Genomic DNA, 18,999 nt, shown 5'->3' with positions numbered 1-18,999 from the left:
GTTATAGGAATGAAGCGGTCCGGGGTGCAGCCGGATTTTGAGACTTAGGAGAAACGCATGGCTCATCCCGTTGACGTGCATGTGGGAAAGCGCATCCGCCACCGCCGGTGGCTGATCGGCATGACGCAGCAGCAGCTAGCCGAACAAGTCGGCATCAAATTTCAGCAGATTCAGAAGTATGAAACCGGTGCAAACCGGGTCAGCGCATCGCGGCTGTGGGATATTTCCGACGCCCTCGAAGTGCCGGTGAGCTTTTTCTTCGAAGGCCTGCAGGAAGAGGGCAAGGCCGCGGCCGATAAAACCGCTGTGCCGGAGGACCTGATGGGCGACAAGGAAGCGCTCGATCTGGTGCGGTCCTACTACGCAATTCCGGAGAACCAGCGCCGCCGCCTGTTCGAACTGGCGCGGGTGCTGAGCGACGCCGCCTGAAAGCTGGACGGGCCCTGACGGTCCTTGCGGCGCAAAACCGGCCTTGCGGCGGGATTTGCGCTTGCATTGACACCGGCCGGGTGGCACCCGTTCAAGCATGACACAAGCTGCATTTTCCGATCTCGATGTTGCTCACAGGATGGCAGACGCGGCCCGCGCTGCCATCTTGCCGCATTTCCGCACCAGCTCTCTCAGCACCGAAAACAAGCTGGCTGGCGGGTTTGATCCCGTCACCGTGGCCGACCGCGCCGCGGAGCAGGCGATGCGCGCCGTGCTGGCAGAGCTGCGCCCCGCGGACGGCATCCTAGGCGAGGAATTCGGCTCTGTGCCCGGCACCTCCGGCCGCACCTGGGTGTTGGATCCGATCGACGGCACCCGCGGCTTCATCAGCGGCACGCCGACCTGGGGTGTTCTGATTGCGCTTGCAGATGAAAACGGCCCGTTCCTGGGCGTGATCGACCAGCCCTACACCGGCGAGCGCTTCTGCGGCGGTCCTGAGACCGCCATGATGACCGGCCCGCTGGGCGAGCGGCCGCTGGAAACCCGCGCCACCGCTGCGCTGGAAGACGCCATCCTGTTCACCACATTCCCTGAGGTCGGCACCGCCGAGGAGCGTGCCGGCTTCGAGCGGGTGTCTGCCCGCGCCAAGCTGACCCGCTACGGCACCGATTGCTATGCCTATGCGCTGGTGGCCGCAGGGCAGGTGGACTTGGTGATCGAAGCCGGCCTCAACGCCTATGACATCCAGGCGCCGATTGCGCTGATCCAGGCGGCGGGCGGCATCGTCACCGACTGGCAGGGCAACCCGGCCCATCAGGGCGGGCGGGCGCTGGCGGCGGCCAATGCCCGGATTCACGCCGCCGCGCTGGAGCTTCTGCGCCAGGCCTGACGGGCTTGAAACCGGCAGTGCCGGCCTGTACTCTGCGCGGCAGGCCGGTTCTTCGCCCGTTTTCCATCGGCCAATCACACATTCCACTGAAGCGGGCTGCCAAAAGGAGTGTGTGAAGATGGCAGAAATCCTGATTCAAAATGCCGGTACCGTCCTGACGATGGATGATGCGCGGCGCGTATTGCACGGTGCGGATGTGCTGATCCGCGGCGGCGAAATCGTCGCGTTGGGGCAGGGGCTACAGACCAGCGGCGAGACTGTCTCCGGCCGCGGCTGCGTGGTGACGCCCGGTCTGGTCAACACCCATCACCACCTCTACCAGAACCTCACCCGCGCCGTGCCCGGCGCGCAGGACGCGCTGCTGTTCGGCTGGCTGCAGCGGCTCTATCCGGTCTGGGCGCGCTTCACCCCGGACGAGATGTTTGTGTCCGCCCAGCTGGGCCTTGCCGAACTGGCGCTGTCGGGCTGCACGCTCAGCGCAGACCACCTGTACCTCTATCCCAACGGCGCGCGGCTGGAGGACACTATTCACGCGGCCCGCAGCATCGGCCTGCGGTTCCACCCGACCCGCGGCGCCATGAGTATCGGCGAAAGCGACGGCGGCCTGCCGCCGGACAGCCTGGTCGAGGATGAGCGCGCCATCCTGGACGACATGATCCGGGTGGTGGATGCCTTCCATGATCCCTCCGAAGGCTCCATGTGCCGGGTAGGCCTGGCGCCGTGCTCGCCGTTTTCGGTCAGCCGCGAGCTGATGCGCGATACCGCGCTGCTGGCCCGCGACAAAGGCGTGATGCTGCACACCCACCTGGCGGAGAACGACGAGGACATCGCCTACTCCCAGGCGCAATTCGGCTGCCGTCCCGGCCAATATGCCGAAGAACTGGGCTGGACCGGCGATGACGTCTGGCACGCGCACTGCGTTAAGCTTGACGTGCAGGAGATTGATCTCTTTGCCAGAACCCGCACCGGGGTTGCCCATTGCCCCTGTTCCAACTGCCGCCTCGGCAGCGGCATCGCGCCGGTGCGTTCGATGCGCGACGCAGGGGTGCCGGTGGGGCTGGGGGTCGATGGCTCCGCCAGCAACGACATGGCCAGCCTCAGCGCCGAGGCGCGGCAGGCCATGCTGCTGCAAAGGGTCGCCTATGGCGCGGACGCGATGAGCGCCTATGAAGCGCTGGAGATCGCCACCCGTGGCGGCGCGGATGTTCTGGGCCGCCCGGACTGCGGCCGTCTGGAACCGGGCAAGCGCGCCGATATCGCTATCTGGGATACCACCGGCGTTGCCTCCAGCGGCAGCTGGGACGCCGCCGCCCTGCTGCTGGCCGGCCCAACCCGGGTCAAGCACCTGTTTGTCGAGGGCAGGCAGATCATCCGCGGCGGCGAGCTGACCACGGTGGATCTGCCCCGGCTGCTGGAGCGCCACCGCGGGCTGGCGCAGCGGCTGATGGAGGGGTGACGCCATGAAGAAACGGCGGCTTGCCGCAGCCTTCCTCCTCCTGTGGGCCGTGCAGGCCCAGGCGGAAGAAGTGGACCGGTCCGCCGCCTTGGCCGGCATCAACAGCTTGCGCGCAGGCTCCGGCCTGCCGCCGCTGGCCTATTCCGCCAGGCTGGAACAGGCCGCGCACGCCCATGCCGGGGACATGGCGCGCAAAGGGTTCTTCTCTCACACCGGCAGCAGCGGCAGCACTCTTGGCACCCGTCTGACAGGTGCCGGGTACGGCTGGTGTGCGGCGGCCGAGAATATTGCCAAGGGCCAGCCCGGCCTGGCGGAGGTGATGGCCAGCTGGCAGGCCTCCCGCGGCCACCGCAGAAACTTGCTCAGCCGCGAAGTGACCGAATTCGCCATCGCCCGCGGCGCTGGCAATATCTGGGTGATGGTGCTGGCGCGCCCGGGCTGCTGAGGCGGCGCTGTTATCCGCCCGTGACCCGCCTGCCGCCGATCCAGACTTCTGCAATCGCCCGGTCGTCACCCATCATGATGGTCGGAAACACCGCCTCCCACAGATCCTCTGCCCGTTCCGCCCGCTGGGCAATGGCAGGGGTGGAGGCGAGGTCCAGCACCACCAGATCCGCCTCCATGCCTTCTGAAATATTGCCGATCTTCCCGTCCATCCGCAGCGCGGCGGCCGACCCCTGAGTCGCCAGCCACAACAGCTGCGCCGCATGCAGCGGCGTGCCGCGCAGCTGGCCGATCTCATAGGCCGCGGCCATGGTGCGCAGCATCGAAAAGCTCGACCCGCCGCCGGTGTCGGTGGCAAGGCCGATCCGCTGCCCCTCGGCCATCAGCCCGGCCATGTCGAACAACCCGGATCCGATGAAGGTGTTCGAGGTCGGACAATGGATCAGCGCCGCGCCGTACTCGCGCAGGCGGTGCCGCTCGCGCTCCTCCAGGTGGATGGCGTGGCCGTACAATCCCTTGGCGCCCAGCAGGCCGAATTCCTCATAGGTGTCCAGGTAATCCCGCGCCTGCGGGAACAGCTCCCGGACCCAGGCGATCTCATCGGTCTGCTCGCTCAGATGCGTCTGCATCAGGCATTCCGGATGCTTGGCCCACAGCGCCCCGATTGCCTCCAGCTGCTCTGGCGTTGAGGTGGGGGAGAACCGCGGCGTGATGGCGTATTCCAACCGGTCCACCCTGTGCCAGCGTTCGATCAAAGCCTCCGAGTCGTCATAGGCCGACTGCGCGGTGTCCCGCAGCCCCTCCGGTGCGTTGCGGTCCATGCAGGTCTTGCCCGCGGCCACCCGCTGCCCGCGCACCTGCGCCGCGGCAAAGAACGCATCCGCGCTTTCGGGATGGATGGTGCAGTAGCTGCAGACCGTGGTGGTGCCATGCGCCGCGGTCAAGTCCAGGTAGCGCCCCGCAATTTCATCAGCATAGCCGCGGTTGCTGAACCGCATCTCTTCCGGAAAGGTATAGCTGTTGAGCCAGTCGATCAGCCGCTTGCCCCAGCTGGCGATGATCGCGGTCTGCGGGTAATGCACATGGGCATCGACAAAGCCGGCCAGGATCAGGCTTTGCCCGTGATCACGGACCTCAGCCTCCGGCAGCAGCGCCTGCATTTCGGCCAGCGTGCCGGCGCCTGCAATCAGCCCGTCCTGCACCGCCACCGCCTCCTGAAGACGGGCCGCGTCTTCCGGCCGCCCGCCGCCAAAGGGGGAGCCGGTGAAGGACAGAACTTGCCCCTTCAGGATGAAACCGGTGGCCATTTCTCCAACCCTTTCCTTGCAAATTCAGACCATGCAGGATACCCGCCGCATCAGCTTCGGACAGATTATGCCAATGTCATTGTTTTCCGGTAGCGGCTTCTTCTATTTTGCAGGCAAATACTCACAAAATAACCCGGGGGCATCACATGAGCAGCGGCGACAACATCAGCGGCGACGTGTCTCAGGACGACGCCTACCACCTCGACCGCAAGCTCGTTGCCCAGGTTCTGGAGGCGGTGGAGCAGGGCGACCAGCAGACCCTGACCGGCCTGCTGGAAGATCTGCACGCGGCTGACATCGCCGACCTTTTGGAGCAGATCGAGTCTGCTGAGCGCACCCGGCTCATCCACCTCTACGACCGCGAGTTCGACGGCGAAATCCTCTCGGAACTGGATGAAAGCATCCGTGAGGAAGTGATCTCCATCCTCAACCCCGCGGTTTTGGCCGAGGCGGTGCGGGAGCTGGAAAGCGACGATGTGGTCGACCTGCTGGAAGACCTGGAAGAGCCGCAGCAGGAAGCCATCCTTGAGGTTCTGGAAGACGCCGACCGGGTCGCGGTCGAGCAATCGCTGAGCTATCCGGAAAACTCCGCAGGCCGCCTGATGCAGCGTGAGGTGGTGATGGCGCCGGAGCATTGGAATGTCGGTCAGGCCATTGACTACATGCGGGCTTCCGAGGATCTGCCAGAACAGTTCTATCACGTTGTGGTGGTCGATCCGCGCGCTCATCCCGTCGGCAATGTCACCCTTGGCCGGATCATGGCCTCCAAGCGCGAGGTGCCGCTGACCCATCTGATGGAAGAAACCTTTCAGGTCATTCCGGCGGATCAGGACGAAGAAGACGTGGCCTATGCCTTCAACCAGTACCACCTGATTTCCGCGCCGGTGGTCGATGACGAGGGCCGCCTGGTCGGGGTGATCACCATCGACGACGCGATGATCGTGCTGGACGAGGAGCACGAGGAGGACATCCTGCGCCTGGCCGGTGTGGGCGAGGAAAGCTCGCTGGCAGACCGGGTGATCGAGACCACCAAGCGCCGCTTTCCCTGGCTGGCGGTCAACCTGGCGACGGCGGTGCTGGCCTCGCTGGTCATCGCCCAGTTCGAGGCCGCGATTGCCCAGATCGTGGCACTGGCCGTGCTGATGCCGATTGTCGCCTCCATGGGCGGCAATGCCGGCACCCAGTCGCTGACGGTGGCGGTGCGCGCCATTGCCACCCGCGACCTGACCGGCTCCAACGTCTGGCGGGTGATCCGGCGGGAGGTGCTGGTGGGGCTGGTCAACGGGGTGATCTTTGCCATCGTCATGGGGCTGGTAGGGCTGGCCTGGTTCGGTTCGCCGATGCTGGGTGTGGTGATTGCCGTCGCTATGGTGGTCAATCTGGTCGTGGCGGGGCTGGCGGGAACGGTGATCCCGGTTCTATTGGAGAAAGCCGGAGTTGACCCCGCGCTTGCTTCCGGCGCCTTTGTGACCACGGTGACCGATGTGGTCGGCTTCTTTGCCTTCCTCGGCCTGGCCGCCGCCGTACTGCTGTAGGAGACCGCCATGACGGATCTGACTGAAATCAAGGCCGCCGCCCGCAAAGCCGCCTTTGCCCGCCGCAAAGGGGCGTTTGATCGCAACATCCCCGGCGCCGCAGGCCGCCTGTCAGAGGTGCTCGCCGGCTACCGCGGCGTGCCGCTGTCGGGCTACATGCCGATCCGTACAGAGATTGATCCCGTGCCCGCGATGGCCGAGGCGGCGGCGCACGGCCCCGTCGGCGTGCCGGTGATCCTGGGGGCGGGTCAGCCGCTGAAATTCAGCCGCTGGCAGCCCGAAGGCCCGCTGCGCGAAGGCCCCTTTGGCGCCATGGTGCCGGAAGTGGACGACTTCTTCGAACCGGAAATCCTGATTGTGCCGCTGGTTGCCTTTGATGCCAACGGCGGGCGGCTTGGCTATGGCGGCGGCTTTTACGACCGCACGCTGGAACTGCTGCGCGGCAAGCGCGCCACGCTGGCAATCGGGTTCGCCTTTGACGCGCAAGAGGCCGAAGACCTGCCGCTGGAACCCACCGACCAGCCGCTCGACATGATCGTCACCGAAAGCCGCATCCTGCAGTTTTCACGCTGACGCCGCCCCGGGCGGCCAGTATTTTTGTGAAAAATCCTGGCAAAACGTTTCAGAAAAGTTTTGCGCGCCTGCGGCGGGACTTGTCCTGCCGGGCGCATCCGCGTACCACGCCGTAATGCGAATTCTGTTTTTAGGCGATGTGATGGGCCGCGCCGGGCGCCGTGCCATCACCGAAAATCTGCGGCGGCTGCGGCAGGACTGGCGGCTCGATTTTGTCGTGGTGAACGGCGAGAACGCCTCCAACGGCATGGGGCTGAGCGGCGAGCACGCCAAGCTGCTGCTGGACGCAGGCGTCGACTGCCTGACCTTGGGCGATCATGCCTTCGACCAGAAGGACATGCTGCAGTACATTGAGAAAGAGCCGCGCATCATCCGGCCCTTGAACTTTGCCAAGGGCGCCCCCGGCCGCGGCTACCGCCTGTTCAACGCGCCGGGCGGGCGCAAGGTTCTGGTGGTGCAGGCGCTGGGCCAGGTGTTCATGAAACGCGCCTTTGACGATCCCTTCGGCGCGGTCGAGGCGGTGCTGAAGGCGCATCCGCGCGGCGGGCTGGCGCAGGCGGTGATCGTCGACATGCATTGCGAGGCCACCTCCGAGAAGATGGCAATGGGCCATTTCTGCAACGGCCGCGCCTCGCTGGTTGCAGGCACCCACACCCATGTGCCGACCGCGGATGCACAGATCCTGTCCGAAGGCACCGGCTATCTGACCGATGCGGGCATGTGCGGCGATTACAATTCGGTCATCGGCATGGATAAGGCCGAACCGATGCGCCGCTTCCTGACCGGTATGCCGAAGACGCGCTTTTCCCCCGCAGACGGCGAAGCCACCCTGTCCGGCGTCTTTGTCGAGACCGATGACCGCACTGGCGCCGCCAAACAGATTCGCATGGTTCGCAACGGCGGACTGCTGCAGGAATCGGCTCTCTGAGCGGCAGCCGCTGGCTGCCGCCGGCAGGCTAAGGCAGGAAGCCCGGCCGGAATTGCCGGGAATTGCTGCGGATTCTCCCGAATGGCACCGGGCGCGCCTGAGCAGGTGCGGAATTTCTTGCTCCGCCAAAGGGTTTCAGGGAAACTGCGCGATGGCAGAGCGCTGTCCCGCGCGCTAAACCCGCCTTAAACAATATGGGCATAGTCACGGCACATGCAGTTTTTCCAATTTGGTGACACCGGCAGCCCCTTCCTGGCGCTTGCGATTGTCCTGGCCATGTTTGTGGCGTTCCTGCGGGAGACCTACCCGACCGAGGTGGTGGCGCTGACCGGCGTGGCTGCCATGCTGGCCACCGGCGTCCTGCCTTACGGCGAGGCGCTGCCGGTGCTGGCCAACCCGGCGCCCTGGACCATCGCCGCGATGTTCATCATCATGGGCGCGCTGGTGCGCACTGGCGCGCTGGATGCCTTCACTCAGATCGCCAAGAAACAGGCAGAGGTCAATCCAAGGCTCGCCGTGGCGCTGCTGATGGCGTTTGTGGTGTCCGCCTCGGCTGTGGTCTCCAACACGCCGGTGGTGGTGGTGATGATTCCGGTGTTCATCCAGATCTCCCGGATCTTGAACGTTTCGGCCTCCAAGATGCTGATTCCGCTCAGCTATGCGGCAATCCTGGGCGGCACGCTGACGCTGATCGGCACCTCGACCAACCTGCTGGTGGATGGTGTCGCGCGGGCGCAGGGGCTGGCCCCCTTCACCATTTTCGAAGTCACCCCGCTGGGCCTGATCCTGATCGCCTACGGCATGGTTTACCTGCGCTTCATCGCGCCGCGGCTGCTGCCGGAACGCGACAGCATGGCGGCCATGCTGAGCGACAAGTCGAGGATGAAGTTCTTTACTGAGGCGGTGATCCCGCCGGAAAGCAACCTGATCGGCCGCGAAGTCACCGGCGTGCAGCTGTTCAAGCGCCCGGGCGTTCGGCTGATCGACGTGATCCGCGGCGACGAGTCCCTGCGCCGCAACCTCGAAGGCGTTGAGCTGCAAGTCGGCGACCGGGTTGTCCTGCGCACGCGGATGACCGAGCTTCTGAGCCTGCAAACCAACAAGGAGCTGAAGCGGGTCGACCAGGTCTCCGCGGTGGAAACCCAGACTGTCGAAGTGCTGATCACCCCGGGCTGCCGCATGGTGGGCCGCTCGCTCGGCGCCCTGCGCCTGCGCCGCCGCTACGGCGTCTACACGCTGGCGGTGCACCGGCGGAACCAGAACATCGGCGTGCAGCTCGACGATCTGGTGGTGCGGATCGGCGACACGCTGCTGCTGGAGGGCGCCCCCGCCGACATCCAGCGTCTGGCCGCCGACATGGACCTGGCGGATGTCTCGCAGCCGACCCAGCGCGCCTACCGCCGCAGTCACGCGCCGATTGCGGTTGCCGCGCTTTTGGGCATCGTGGTGCTGGCCGCCTTTGGCGTGGCGCCGATCCTGATGCTGTCGGTGCTGATGGTGTCGCTGGTCTTTATCACCCGCTGCATCGACGCGGATGAGGCGTTTTCCTTTGTCGACGGGCGGCTCTTGGCGCTGGTCTTCTCGATGCTGGCGATTGGCGCGGCGCTGGAAAGCTCCGGAGCGGTTGCCCTGATCGTCAACGCCATCGCGCCGGCCCTGTCGATGCTGCCGCCTTTCCTGCTGGTCTGGGCGGTCTACCTGCTGACGTCGGTCTTGACTGAGCTGGTGTCCAACAATGCGGTGGCGGTGGTGGTGACCCCGATTGCCATCGGCCTCGCCCAGGCGATGGGGGTCGACCCGCGGCCGCTGGTGGTGGCGGTGATGGTGGCGGCCTCGGCCTCCTTTGCCACCCCGATCGGCTATCAGACCAACACGCTGGTTTACGGCCCAGGCGGCTATAAGTTCACCGATTTCCTGCGTGTCGGCATCCCGCTGAACCTGACCGTCGGTATGCTGGCGTCGCTGATCATCCCGTTCATCTGGCCGCTCTGACCACCGGAGAGTGAGCCGGACGCGGCGGACAGCCGCCGGGCGGGCAAGTCTTTACGGGAAATTAGCAGTGCGGGCCCCATATAGAACAGGGTGAGTGTTCATAGGGGGTATCATGGAGACGCGGAGAATTTTCTTGTTTGTTGTGCTGGCTGGTTCGACGGTCATCGCGCTGGTGTCGCAGGCTTGGGCGGCCGATGCGGGACAGGCGGTGGTGGCTGCGGTGCAGGCGGCAAAATTCTTGTGAAGAATTTTATAGCAGAACTTTTGTGTAAAAGTTTTGCGCCGCCCCGTCACAACGGCCAGAACACCAGAATGGCCGGGATCGACACGGCGATGACCAGCACCTCAAGCGGCAGGCCCATGCGCCAGTAATCGCCAAAGCGGTAGCCGCCTGGCCCCAGCACCAGCGTGTTGTTCTTGTGCCCGATAGGCGTCAGGAAGGCCGCGGAGGCCGCCACCGCAACCGCCATCAGGAACGGATCGGGCGAGACCCCCAAGGTGTCCGCCATCTGGATGCCCACAGGGGCCGCGACAATTGCCGTGGCGGTGTTGTTCAGCACATCCGACAGCGTCATCGTGACCACCATCAGCACCGTCAGCACCGCCCAGGCCGGCAGGCCTTCTGTCAGCGTGGTCAGCGCTCCGGCAATCAGCGCGGTGCCGCCCGAGGAATCCAGCGCCGCCCCCAGCGGGATCATCGAGCCGAGGAGCACCACCACCGGCCACTCCACATGGTCATAAATCTCCGCCACCGGCAGGATCTTCAGCAGCACGTAGCCCACCGCAACCAGCCCCAGAGCGACCGGCAGATAAAGCAGCCCCACAGAGGCCGCCAGCACTGCGGCGGCAAACAGCCCGATGGCGGCCCAGGTCTTGTCATTGGACGTCACCGCCAGGCCGCGGGCGGCCAGCGGCAGGCAGCCCAGCCAGTCGGCGACATCGGCGCTGCGCCCGCGCGGGCACAGCAGCAGCAGGATATCCCCCGCCTCGATCTTGGTCTGACGGATATGGTGGGTGATACGGCGGCCTTGCCGGGAAATGCCCAGCAGCACCGCGCTTTGCCGCCAGGACAGGCCGATGGCCTGTGCGCTGCGGCCGCGGATGCGTGCGGTCTCGGGCACCACCAGCTCCAGCAGCTCCAGCCCTTCGCCCGCTGCGGTCAGCTTTTCCTGCCGGGCGGCATCGGCAAAATCCAGCTTCAGCGCGCTGCGGAACTCGTCCAGCGCTTCCGGCTCGGCCTCGATCACCAGCGCGTCGCCCTCCCGCAGAATGGCCGCGACAGAACGCCCGTAGCGCCGCTTGCCATCGCGGATCAGCCCGAGAATGGCGACATCCGCCTTCTCAGCCTCCTCATCCAGCTCTCCCAGGCGCTTGCCGATGAGACCGGACTCTTCGCCCACCGTCAGCTCCGCGATATAGGGCGCCAGCTGCGCCTCCGAGGCGCCGGCGGCGTTTTCCCGCGCCGGGATCAGCCGCCAGCCGATCAGCGCCACAAACGCCAGCCCTGCCAGCGCCGCGGCACCGCCCACCGGGGCAAAATCGAACATCCGGAAAGGCTCGCCCAGCGTCTCCTCGCGGATCGCTGCAATGATGATGTTGGGCGGCGTGCCGATCAGCGTCGCCATGCCGCCCAGGATGGTGGCAAAGGACAGGGGCATCAGGCTCAGCCCCGGCGCGCGGCCTGCCTTGCGGGCAGTCTGGATGTCCACCGGCATCAACAGCGCCAGCGCCGCCACATTGTTCATAAAGGCCGACAGCACCGCGCCCACGCCGCCCATCAGCGCAATATGGGCGCCCAGGCCGCGCCCGGACTCCACCAGCGTCCGGGTGATCAGGAACACCGCGCCGGAGCGCACCAGCCCGGCAGAGACGATCAGCACCAGCGCCACCACCAGCGTTGCCGGATGCCCGAAGCCGGAAAACGCTTCGCCCGCGGGCACCACCCCCAGCACCACGCCCGCAAGCAGCGCCGCAAAGGCCACCAGGTCGTAGCGCCAGCGCCCCCACAGAAGCAGGCCGAAAACGGCGGCAAAAAGGGCAAATAAAACGGCTTGATCGAATGTCATACCGCCACCTTAGCCATCCAAAACAAGGGAACAAGAGCGAAGCCGGGGCAGGGGCGCTTGAAAGCAGGTGCCGGCACGGGCTATATGAGCGCCAATTCGGATATTAAGCAGCAAGGATGCACCATGGCAGGCCATTCAAAATGGGCTAACATTCAGCACCGCAAGGGCCGTCAGGACGCGGCGCGGTCAAAACTGTTTTCCAAGCTGGCCAAGGAGATCACCGTGGCCGCCAAGATGGGCGACCCCGATCCCGACAAGAACCCGCGCCTGCGCCTGGCCGTCAAGGAAGCCAAGAGCCAATCCGTCCCCAAGGACGTGATCGAACGCGCCATCAAGAAGGCCATCGGCGGCGACGCCGAGAACTATGATGAAATCCGCTATGAGGGCTACGGCCCGGCCGGCGTCGCGGTGATCGTCGAGGCGATGACCGACAACAAGAACCGCACCGCCTCCAACGTGCGCTCGATCTTCGGCAAGAACGGCGGCAACCTGGGCGAAACCGGTTCGGTCGGCTTCATGTTCGACCGCAAGGGCGAGGTGACCTACCCGGCCTCCGCCGGCGATGCGGACACCGTGATGATGGCGGCGATCGAAGCCGGCGCCGAGGATGTCGAAAGCTCCGAGGACGGCCACATCATCTATTGTGCCGACTCCGACCTGAATGACGTGTCCAACGCGCTGGAAGCGGAGCTGGGCGAATCCGAGTCGACCAAGCTGGTCTGGAAACCGACCACCACCACCGAACTGGACCTGGACGGCATGCAGAAGCTGATGAAGCTGGTCGATGCGCTGGAAGACGACGACGACGTGCAGCGCGTCACCACCAACTTCGAGGCCTCCGACGAGGTCATGGCGCAGCTTTAAGCCGCCGCCCGGCACGATCCATCAAGGCCCGCCATCCCGGCGGGCCTTTTTCGTAGCTCAAACACGCAAGACCGCTTCTTCTGGCTGCAAATATCCCAGGGGTGAGGCCCAAGGGGCCGAGGGGGCAGCGCCCCCTCAATGCGCCTCCCCGGTCAGCACCCCGGCCGCCCGCAGATCCGGGTGTGACGGGATCCACAGCTCCCCGTTGCCAACGGCAAAGATCTGACGGGCAAACGCCGCGCGGATGCCCTGCTGTTCAAAAAAGGCCAGGTCCTTCTGCTGTTCCTTCTGCAGATCCACCTGCGGCAGCCCGCCTTCGAACATCAGCGCATAACCGTGAAACCCCAACTGCCCGCCGGCGGCCAGGCGGCGCGTGCGCCCGGCGGCAAAAATCAGCGTGCAGGCTGAGGCGCACAGCGCCGCGGCCTCGGTATCCAATTGATGCCGCCGGATCAGCCTTGCCGCGCCGCGGGCCTCATAGATCAGCCCGCCGGGCCCCGCCAGCCGCACCCGGCGCACCTCCGGCGCGGCGGCCAGAACGGCTTCCATCCGGCGGGTCAGCCCGTGGGTGATTTCCCCGTCGAAGATCAGCACAAGCCCGTCGCCGGACAGCCTCAGGCTGTACTTGGCCTCGCGCTCCAGCCGCCGCTGTTCGGCATAGGCAGGCTCCTCCACCGCCCGGGCAATCAGCAGCGTGTCCCACCACAGGATCAGCGCCGCAAAGCCTGCAAACAGCAGCACCAGATAGCCGCCCCAGACCGGCATCATCGCCCCGGTGCTGCGCACATGCGCATCGGCGCTCAGCTGAAACGCCCGGGCCTGCCACAGCAGAAACAGCCCGTCCGCCGCCATCAGCACAAAGGCCAGCGGCACCGGCAGCCGGACCCATTGGTTCAACGCCAGCCACCCCAGCACCAGACAGCCCCGCGGCAGCACCACCTGCAGCGCGAGGCTGCGCGGGAGAGGCGGGGGCAGGGCGCTCATCCGTTCAGCCCTGCCGCCGCCTTGGCCAAGGCGGGCGCGGGCTGCGGGGCAGGCAGGGGTTTGCCTTCAGAAAACATCGCGGACCTTTCCGGCGGGGCAGGCTAGTCTTGCGTCAGATACTGTCTTGCCGATTTCTGCACGGCGCGGGTGACTTCGGCAAGGGCGGGCGCCATCACCCGTGCCACCTGCCAGGTCAGCGGCACCGGCAGCGTGCTGCCGGCAATCAGCGGCACCAGCCGCCCGCTGCGGATATCCTCCGCCACCATCGGCAGCGGATTCATGCCCCAGCCCAGGCCCGCCGCGGCAGCGTCGATGAACGCCTGGGTCGACGGCAGGAAATGGGCGGGCGGCGACAGGCCGGGCGCCACATTGCGCTCCAGCCACAGCCGCTGCAGATTGTCCTTGGCGTTGAAGATCATACAAGGCGCTTTTGCAGCCGCCTCCGGGGTCACCCCGTGCGCAAACCAGCGCGCCATGAACTCCGGGCTGGCGGTCGCCGCGTAATCCAGCGTGCCCAGCGGAGTGGCCTCAAACCCGGTCACCGGCTTGGAACTGGCGGTCACCGCGGCGGAGACCTCGCCCCGCTTCAGCCACTCCGCGCTGTGATCCTGATCATCCACCAGCAGATCAAACAGCACCCCCTCCACCGCCGCCATCGCCCCGATGAACCAGCTCGCCAGGCTGTCGGCATTGACCGCAATTCGCAGCCGCACCGGGCCGGAACCGCCCTCCAGCGCCAGCTCGCGCGCCAGCTGCGCCTCCAAAAGGCCGATATCTTCGGCATGTTTGGCAATCCTGAGGCCCGCCGCAGTGCCGGTGCAGGGCGATGCTCGCAGCACAAGCGCAGTACCGATGCGGTCCTCCAGCGCCTTGATCCGCTGAGATACGGCCGAGGGCGTCACGGACAGCGCCTGCGCCGCCGCCTCAAACGAGCCAAGGCGCAAGACTGCGCTCAGCGCTGCCAGCTGGCTGGGATCCAAACGCATTAGAAACTCTAATCTGAGTTAAGTCTCTTTAACTGGATTAATGGCTGGGCGGCCGGTAGTCAAACCGCAGACGCACAAAAGGAGACACCCATGCCCCCCAGCCTGATTGCCGGATTTGCCCTGGGGCTCAGCCTGATTATGGCGATTGGCGCTCAGAACGCCTTTGTCCTGCGCCAGGGGCTGCGGCGTCAGCATGTGTTCTGGATCTGTCTCACCTGCGCCGGCTCCGACGCGGTGCTGATCACCGCGGGCGTTTTCGGCTTTGGCTCTCTGGCGCTGGCGGTGCCGTGGTTCGAACAGGCGATGCGCTGGGGCGGGGCTGCCTTCCTGATCTGGTACGGCGCCCGCGCCCTGCGCGCCGCCTGGCAGGGCGGGGAAAAGCTGGAAGCGGCGCAGGACGGCGCAGGCGCCGCGCTGCTGCCGGTGCTGGCCACCGTTCTGGCGCTGACCTGGCTGAACCCGCATGTCTACCTCGACACGGTGGTGCTCCTCGGCTCAATCTCCGCTCAGTACCCGCAGCCGCTGGTCTTTGCCGCCGGCGCGGCCATCGCCAGCTTCACCTTCTTCTTCACGCTCGGCTATGGCGCCAGCCTGCTGGCCCCGGTGTTTGCCCGCCCGCGCGCCTGGCAGGTGCTGGATGCCATCGTTGGCCTTACCATGTGGGCCATCGCGGTAAAGCTGCTCCTGATGTGACGAACAGCGCCTGTGCGCGGCTCCCCCTAACGCCTGCGCGGAATTGCGCTACCTTTTCCCTGTAGCCACCGACAGGAGGGAAGGATGAGCTGGAACCCGGCACTTGAACCGCAATGCCCCGATGCGGGCGGTCTCGACGCGATCGAAACGGTAATCATCCCGCGCGCCCGCGACATCGGCGGCTTTGAGGTCCGCCGCGCGCTGCCCGCGCCGCGCCGCCAGATGGTCGGGCCCTTCATCTTCTTCGACCAGGCAGGCCCGGCGGAGTTCCTGACGGGGCAGGGCATCGACGTCCGCCCGCATCCGCATATCGGCCTCGGCACCGTGACCTATCTCTACGAGGGCGAGTTCGAGCACCGCGATTCCCTGGGCACCCACCAGATGATCTATCCGGGCGAGGTGAACTGGATGGTGGCGGGCGAGGGCGTCACCCATTCCGAGCGCACCTCCGCCGCGACCCGCCAGGGCGCCAGCAGCCTGTTCGGCATCCAGACCTGGATCGCGCTGCCCGAAAGCCACGAGGATGCGCCCGCAACCTTTGAACACCATGGCAAGGAGGCGCTGCCGCTGCTGGAGGGCGAGGGCAAGGCCGCCCGGCTGATCCTCGGCACCGCCTGGGGAGAGAAAGCCCCGGCAACGCTCTATTCCGACACCTTCTATGCCGATGTGGTGCTGCAGGCCGGGTCCAAACTGCCCTTGCCCACGGATCATGAGGACCGGGGCATCTATGTGACCCAGGGGGCAGTCGAGATTGCCGGCGAAACCTTCGAGGCCGGCCGCATGATGGTGTTCCGCCCGGGTGACGAAATCACCGTGACCGCAGGCCCCGAAGGCGCCCGGCTGATGGCGCTGGGCGGCGAGACGCTGAACGGGCCGCGCTATATCTGGTGGAACTTCGTCGCCTCCTCCCGCGACCGGATCGAGGCGGCCAAGGAATCCTGGGCTGCCGGCGACTGGCAGCACGGGCGCTTTCAGCTGCCGCCGGGCGATGATCAGGAGTTCATCCCGCTGCCCTGACGCCGCAGCGTTCCGGCGCGCAAAGCGGCCCGCCCGGAACTATTTCACATGTGAAGCCTTGTGCCGCCGCCCGAACGGGTGTTCTGTCACCTCATGAGCCAGACCGCAGACACCGCCCCAGCCCTCCAAAACCCGCTCAAGGGCGTGTTCTGGATGGTGGTCACGGGGCTGTGCTTTGTCGCGGTGACGGCACTGGTCAAATACCTGGGCAGCCGCATCCCGCCCGCCGAAAGCGCGTTTCTGCGCTATTTGCTGGGGCTGGTGTTTCTGATCCCGATGGCGGGATCCCTGCGCAGGGCGCAGCTGACCCCGCGGCTGTGGGGGCTCTATGCGGGCCGCGGCGCGGTGCATACGGCGGGTGTGATCCTGTGGTTCTACGCCATGACCCAGATCCCGCTGGCCGAGGTCACGGCGATGAACTACCTGTCGCCGGTCTATGTGACCTTGGGCGCGGCGCTGTTCCTGGGCGAGAAGCTGGCCTTCCGCCGCATCTCAGCCATTGCTGTTGCCCTGATCGGCGCGCTGATCATCCTGCGCCCGGGCTTCCGCGAGGTCTCGCCCGGCCACATTGCCATGCTGTTCACCGCGGTGTCCTTCGGCGCCTCCTACCTGATCGCCAAGTTCACTGTTGGCAGCAACAGCCCGGCGGTGGTGGTGGCGATGCTCTCGGTCTTCGTTACGCTGGGGCTTGCCCCCTTTGCCCTGGCCGTCTGGGTGACACCCACCCTGACAGAGGTCGCGATCCTGTTCGGCGTCGCCTGCTTCGCCACCGCGGGCCATTACACCATGACCCTGGCCTTTGCCGCGGCACCCGTGACGGTGACCCAGCCGGTCACCTTCCTGCAGCTGGTCTGGGCCACCCTGCTGGGCGCCCTGGTGTTTGCAGAGCCGGTCGATATCTGGGTGGTTTCCGGCGGCGGGCTGATCCTGGCGGCGGTCAGTTTCATCTCCTGGCGTGAAGCCAGGATCAAAAAGAAGGCCGCTACACCTTCCGGTAACCCGGCCGGGCTTTGATCGTCTTATAGATGTTACAAGTCCGGGGTAATCTCCCGCCCTTACACGTGTCAGCGGGGGCTGTGAATGGCGTTTTTCCTTTGGCTGCCAGCGCTGCTGCTGGCTGCCCTGTCAGAGCCGGCGGCCGCCAGTGCCGGGACCAGTATCTGCAATGATACCGGGGCCCTGCACCAGCTCGCCGTGACGGCGCGCACCGATGGCAGCTGGATCACCCAGGGCTGGCAGGCTCTGGCGCCGGGCGACTGCATCAACCCTCTGCCGGAGGGGTATCAGGGCAAGTTCTTCTACTTCCGCGCCGAAAGCCCGGGATACCAGTTCCGCGACGACAGCATCCGCTTTTGCACCAAAGCAGGGCCGTTCCGCGCCGGGGGCAGCGGGGAGTGCGCCGCTCGCGGCTACCGCGAACAGGCCTTCGCCAGGGCCCGCATCAGCCCGGACAGTCAGAAGATTTCGCTCAGTTCCCGTTCCCAGGCCACGGCCGCTGCGCCAGACACAGATGAAGCCGGCGGCACACCCTACGCGGCAGAGGTTGTCCTGCAGGGCTGCAGCCCGGAGCAGGAGGGCGCCCCTGCGGCCTGCCGCTTTGTCGGCGGCGGCATGGAGATCCGGGCCACCGCCGGCAAACAGGCTGCCGCGCCTGAATTTGCGTTTCTGATGACTTTGCAGCAGGGCGCCCCGCTGGCGGTTGAGGGGGAACTGATCAGTTCCTTCGGCTCTCACGGTGATCTGGACCTGCACAGCGCCGTCTTGCGCCAGCCGAACCGCCATGACCGGCTCTTGCGGCAGATGCAGGGACGCTGGGTGTCCGCGGCGGATCCCGGCGACAGCTTCACCCTGTCCGGCGCGGTGCGCCAGGTCAGCTACAGGGGCAGCGCGATGCCGCCGGAATTCGTCTCGGTGCTGGACACCTGCCACGGCGCGGGCACGGCCGGGGATTTTCTGCTGGCCCGCGACAGCGAACGCGGCACCGGCTTGTGCTACCGGATCCAGTCTCTTAGCAGCGATGAGCTGACCCTGATCTACCTGCCGCGCGGCACCCGGCTGGTCTACCGGCGCCTGCCGGAGGGCTAGGGCAAAGTCTCAGGCGTTCAGGGGATCACCAGATCCACCACCCGGTGCGCCGCCGCGCGGGCGTCCTGCGGGTTCAGCGCCTCCTCGGATTGCGCCGCCTGCAGCCAGACACCATCCATGTAGCACTGCAGCGCCTGGCGCGCGGTTTCCAGCTGTTCCGCCGGCAGCAGCGCCCGCAGCTCGGCCAGGAAATGGCTGCGCACCCGGGCGCGGTTGATTCGGTGCAGGCGGCTGAGTCGCGGCGAATAGGGGGCATTTGCCCAGAACTGCATCCAGATGCTGCACTGCGGAACGGTGAACAGTTCGTCGGCAAAGTTCGCATCCATCACCGCATAAAGCCGCTCGCGCGGGGTGCGCGCGGTGGCGTATCCGTCGCTCATTGCGCGCCGCAGCTTGCCTAAAAGATGCAGCATCGTGGCTTCCATCAGCCCTTCCTTGGAGCCGAAATAATAGTTGATCGAGGCCGCCGACGCGCCGGCTTCCCTGGCGATTTCCGCCATCGTTACAACCCCATAGCCCCGCTTGTGCACGGCGATGATGGTGGCTTCGATCAGCTCTTCGTTGCGGATGTCCCGGATGCGTTTCCTGCTCATGACAAAGTTGTGCGGCAATTGGGGCGCCGTTTCAACTGTTGTTAGAAGGAAATGAAATCTTGAACGGCCATTCAAAAAACCGTTTGGCCGGTCAGCCGGCTGTGATATGTACCCAATCCATGTCTAAGGGCGGAAACCGTCCGGAAATGGGAGGGACA

General features: G+C 65.9%; 18 protein-coding genes. 13 read left to right on the top strand and 5 right to left on the bottom strand.

Annotation, left to right across the window (positions count from 1 at the left end; genetic code table 11):
• Nucleotides 1-57: 57 nt before the first annotated feature.
• The 4 genes from PHA8399_RS08990 (at nucleotide 58) to PHA8399_RS08975 (ending at nucleotide 3,219) form a co-directional block, all read left to right on the top strand.
• Nucleotides 58-429 (top strand): helix-turn-helix domain-containing protein, encoded by a 372-nt coding sequence (locus PHA8399_RS08990; RefSeq protein WP_058285819.1) that lies wholly within the window; start codon nucleotides 58-60, stop codon nucleotides 427-429.
• A 97-nt stretch (nucleotides 430-526) separates the two neighbouring features.
• Entirely contained in the window at nucleotides 527-1,318 is a 792-nt protein-coding gene (gene hisN, locus PHA8399_RS08985) for a histidinol-phosphatase (protein ID WP_058285818.1), read from the top strand.
• 118 nt (nucleotides 1,319-1,436) lie between these two features.
• Nucleotides 1,437-2,774, top strand: coding sequence for an 8-oxoguanine deaminase (locus tag PHA8399_RS08980; protein ID WP_058285817.1), 1,338 nt, complete (start codon nucleotides 1,437-1,439; stop codon nucleotides 2,772-2,774).
• Nucleotides 2,775-2,778: 4 nt separating this feature from the next.
• Complete coding sequence (locus PHA8399_RS08975; RefSeq protein ID WP_058285816.1) at nucleotides 2,779-3,219, top strand: CAP domain-containing protein; 441 nt, start codon at nucleotides 2,779-2,781, stop codon at nucleotides 3,217-3,219.
• A gap of 10 nt (nucleotides 3,220-3,229) precedes the next feature.
• Here the strand turns inward: PHA8399_RS08975 and guaD are convergent, their stop codons facing one another.
• The gene (gene guaD, locus PHA8399_RS08970; RefSeq protein ID WP_058285815.1) at nucleotides 3,230-4,525 is read right to left on the bottom strand and encodes a guanine deaminase; all 1,296 of its coding nucleotides are present in this window, start codon (nucleotides 4,523-4,525) and stop codon (nucleotides 3,230-3,232) included.
• A 146-nt stretch (nucleotides 4,526-4,671) separates the two neighbouring features.
• Between guaD and mgtE the strand changes: the two genes are divergently transcribed.
• From mgtE to PHA8399_RS08950, 4 genes are all read left to right on the top strand, one after another.
• The gene (gene mgtE / locus PHA8399_RS08965) at nucleotides 4,672-6,060 is read left to right on the top strand and encodes a magnesium transporter (protein WP_058285814.1); all 1,389 of its coding nucleotides are present in this window, start codon (nucleotides 4,672-4,674) and stop codon (nucleotides 6,058-6,060) included.
• 9 nt (nucleotides 6,061-6,069) lie between these two features.
• Entirely contained in the window at nucleotides 6,070-6,633 is a 564-nt protein-coding gene (locus PHA8399_RS08960; protein ID WP_058285813.1) for a 5-formyltetrahydrofolate cyclo-ligase, read from the top strand.
• Nucleotides 6,634-6,748: 115 nt separating this feature from the next.
• The gene (locus PHA8399_RS08955; RefSeq protein ID WP_058285812.1) at nucleotides 6,749-7,561 is read left to right on the top strand and encodes a TIGR00282 family metallophosphoesterase; all 813 of its coding nucleotides are present in this window, start codon (nucleotides 6,749-6,751) and stop codon (nucleotides 7,559-7,561) included.
• A gap of 213 nt (nucleotides 7,562-7,774) precedes the next feature.
• On the top strand, nucleotides 7,775-9,553 hold the full coding sequence (locus tag PHA8399_RS08950; RefSeq protein WP_058285811.1) for an SLC13 family permease: 1,779 nt from the start codon (nucleotides 7,775-7,777) through the stop codon (nucleotides 9,551-9,553).
• A 290-nt stretch (nucleotides 9,554-9,843) separates the two neighbouring features.
• On the opposite strand, the gene PHA8399_RS08945 is transcribed toward PHA8399_RS08950, so the two are convergent.
• Nucleotides 9,844-11,619 (bottom strand): SLC13 family permease, encoded by a 1,776-nt coding sequence (locus PHA8399_RS08945; protein WP_058285810.1) that lies wholly within the window; start codon nucleotides 11,617-11,619, stop codon nucleotides 9,844-9,846.
• Nucleotides 11,620-11,742: 123 nt separating this feature from the next.
• On the opposite strand from PHA8399_RS08945, the gene PHA8399_RS08940 reads away from it, so the two are divergent.
• On the top strand, nucleotides 11,743-12,483 hold the full coding sequence (locus PHA8399_RS08940) for a YebC/PmpR family DNA-binding transcriptional regulator (RefSeq protein ID WP_058286145.1): 741 nt from the start codon (nucleotides 11,743-11,745) through the stop codon (nucleotides 12,481-12,483).
• A gap of 135 nt (nucleotides 12,484-12,618) precedes the next feature.
• On the opposite strand, the gene PHA8399_RS08935 is transcribed toward PHA8399_RS08940, so the two are convergent.
• Nucleotides 12,619-13,467 (bottom strand): COG3904 family protein, encoded by an 849-nt coding sequence (locus tag PHA8399_RS08935; protein WP_058285809.1) that lies wholly within the window; start codon nucleotides 13,465-13,467, stop codon nucleotides 12,619-12,621.
• Between the two features lie 101 nt (nucleotides 13,468-13,568).
• Nucleotides 13,569-14,453: a LysR family transcriptional regulator ArgP gene (locus PHA8399_RS08930; protein ID WP_058285808.1), complete on the bottom strand. Its 885-nt coding sequence runs from the start codon at nucleotides 14,451-14,453 to the stop codon at nucleotides 13,569-13,571.
• Between the two features lie 90 nt (nucleotides 14,454-14,543).
• Between PHA8399_RS08930 and PHA8399_RS08925 the strand changes: the two genes are divergently transcribed.
• From PHA8399_RS08925 to PHA8399_RS08910, 4 genes are all read left to right on the top strand, one after another.
• Nucleotides 14,544-15,146, top strand: coding sequence for a LysE/ArgO family amino acid transporter (locus PHA8399_RS08925; RefSeq protein WP_058285807.1), 603 nt, complete (start codon nucleotides 14,544-14,546; stop codon nucleotides 15,144-15,146).
• Nucleotides 15,147-15,230: 84 nt separating this feature from the next.
• Nucleotides 15,231-16,163, top strand: coding sequence for a pirin family protein (locus PHA8399_RS08920; protein ID WP_058285806.1), 933 nt, complete (start codon nucleotides 15,231-15,233; stop codon nucleotides 16,161-16,163).
• A gap of 93 nt (nucleotides 16,164-16,256) precedes the next feature.
• On the top strand, nucleotides 16,257-17,177 hold the full coding sequence (locus PHA8399_RS08915) for a DMT family transporter (RefSeq protein ID WP_058285805.1): 921 nt from the start codon (nucleotides 16,257-16,259) through the stop codon (nucleotides 17,175-17,177).
• A 66-nt stretch (nucleotides 17,178-17,243) separates the two neighbouring features.
• Nucleotides 17,244-18,248, top strand: a complete 1,005-nt coding sequence (locus PHA8399_RS08910) for a DUF1036 domain-containing protein (RefSeq protein WP_058285804.1) — start codon at nucleotides 17,244-17,246, stop codon at nucleotides 18,246-18,248.
• Nucleotides 18,249-18,265: 17 nt separating this feature from the next.
• Here PHA8399_RS08910 and betI read toward each other — a convergent pair whose 3' ends face one another.
• Nucleotides 18,266-18,841: a choline-binding transcriptional repressor BetI gene (gene betI / locus PHA8399_RS08905; RefSeq protein ID WP_058285803.1), complete on the bottom strand. Its 576-nt coding sequence runs from the start codon at nucleotides 18,839-18,841 to the stop codon at nucleotides 18,266-18,268.
• Between the last annotated feature and the right edge of the window lie 158 nt (nucleotides 18,842-18,999).

This window comes from Leisingera aquaemixtae, assembly GCF_001458395.1.
In the GTDB taxonomy this organism is placed as follows: Bacteria; Pseudomonadota; Alphaproteobacteria; order Rhodobacterales; family Rhodobacteraceae; genus Leisingera; species Leisingera aquaemixtae.
This window is presented reverse-complemented; position numbering and strand designations above follow the sequence as displayed.

Bases quoted from the DNA above. Each gene is read 5' to 3' on its own strand.
- guaD (WP_058285815.1), bottom strand. From the start codon at position 4,525: ATGGCCACCGGTTTCATCCTGAAGGGGCAAGTTCTGTCCTTCACCGGC.
- betI (WP_058285803.1), bottom strand. From the start codon at position 18,841: ATGAGCAGGAAACGCATCCGGGACATCCGCAACGAAGAGCTGATCGAA.
- PHA8399_RS08920 (WP_058285806.1), top strand. From the start codon at position 15,231: ATGAGCTGGAACCCGGCACTTGAACCGCAATGCCCCGATGCGGGCGGT.
- PHA8399_RS08930 (WP_058285808.1), bottom strand. From the start codon at position 14,453: ATGCGTTTGGATCCCAGCCAGCTGGCAGCGCTGAGCGCAGTCTTGCGC.
- PHA8399_RS08980 (WP_058285817.1), top strand. From the start codon at position 1,437: ATGGCAGAAATCCTGATTCAAAATGCCGGTACCGTCCTGACGATGGAT.
- PHA8399_RS08950 (WP_058285811.1), top strand. From the start codon at position 7,775: ATGCAGTTTTTCCAATTTGGTGACACCGGCAGCCCCTTCCTGGCGCTT.
- PHA8399_RS08990 (WP_058285819.1), top strand. From the start codon at position 58: ATGGCTCATCCCGTTGACGTGCATGTGGGAAAGCGCATCCGCCACCGC.
- PHA8399_RS08910 (WP_058285804.1), top strand. From the start codon at position 17,244: ATGGCGTTTTTCCTTTGGCTGCCAGCGCTGCTGCTGGCTGCCCTGTCA.
- mgtE (WP_058285814.1), top strand. From the start codon at position 4,672: ATGAGCAGCGGCGACAACATCAGCGGCGACGTGTCTCAGGACGACGCC.
- PHA8399_RS08945 (WP_058285810.1), bottom strand. From the start codon at position 11,619: ATGACATTCGATCAAGCCGTTTTATTTGCCCTTTTTGCCGCCGTTTTC.
- PHA8399_RS08935 (WP_058285809.1), bottom strand. From the start codon at position 13,467: ATGAGCGCCCTGCCCCCGCCTCTCCCGCGCAGCCTCGCGCTGCAGGTG.
- PHA8399_RS08925 (WP_058285807.1), top strand. From the start codon at position 14,544: ATGCCCCCCAGCCTGATTGCCGGATTTGCCCTGGGGCTCAGCCTGATT.
- PHA8399_RS08915 (WP_058285805.1), top strand. From the start codon at position 16,257: ATGAGCCAGACCGCAGACACCGCCCCAGCCCTCCAAAACCCGCTCAAG.
- PHA8399_RS08960 (WP_058285813.1), top strand. From the start codon at position 6,070: ATGACGGATCTGACTGAAATCAAGGCCGCCGCCCGCAAAGCCGCCTTT.
- PHA8399_RS08940 (WP_058286145.1), top strand. From the start codon at position 11,743: ATGGCAGGCCATTCAAAATGGGCTAACATTCAGCACCGCAAGGGCCGT.
- hisN (WP_058285818.1), top strand. From the start codon at position 527: ATGACACAAGCTGCATTTTCCGATCTCGATGTTGCTCACAGGATGGCA.
- PHA8399_RS08955 (WP_058285812.1), top strand. From the start codon at position 6,749: ATGCGAATTCTGTTTTTAGGCGATGTGATGGGCCGCGCCGGGCGCCGT.
- PHA8399_RS08975 (WP_058285816.1), top strand. From the start codon at position 2,779: ATGAAGAAACGGCGGCTTGCCGCAGCCTTCCTCCTCCTGTGGGCCGTG.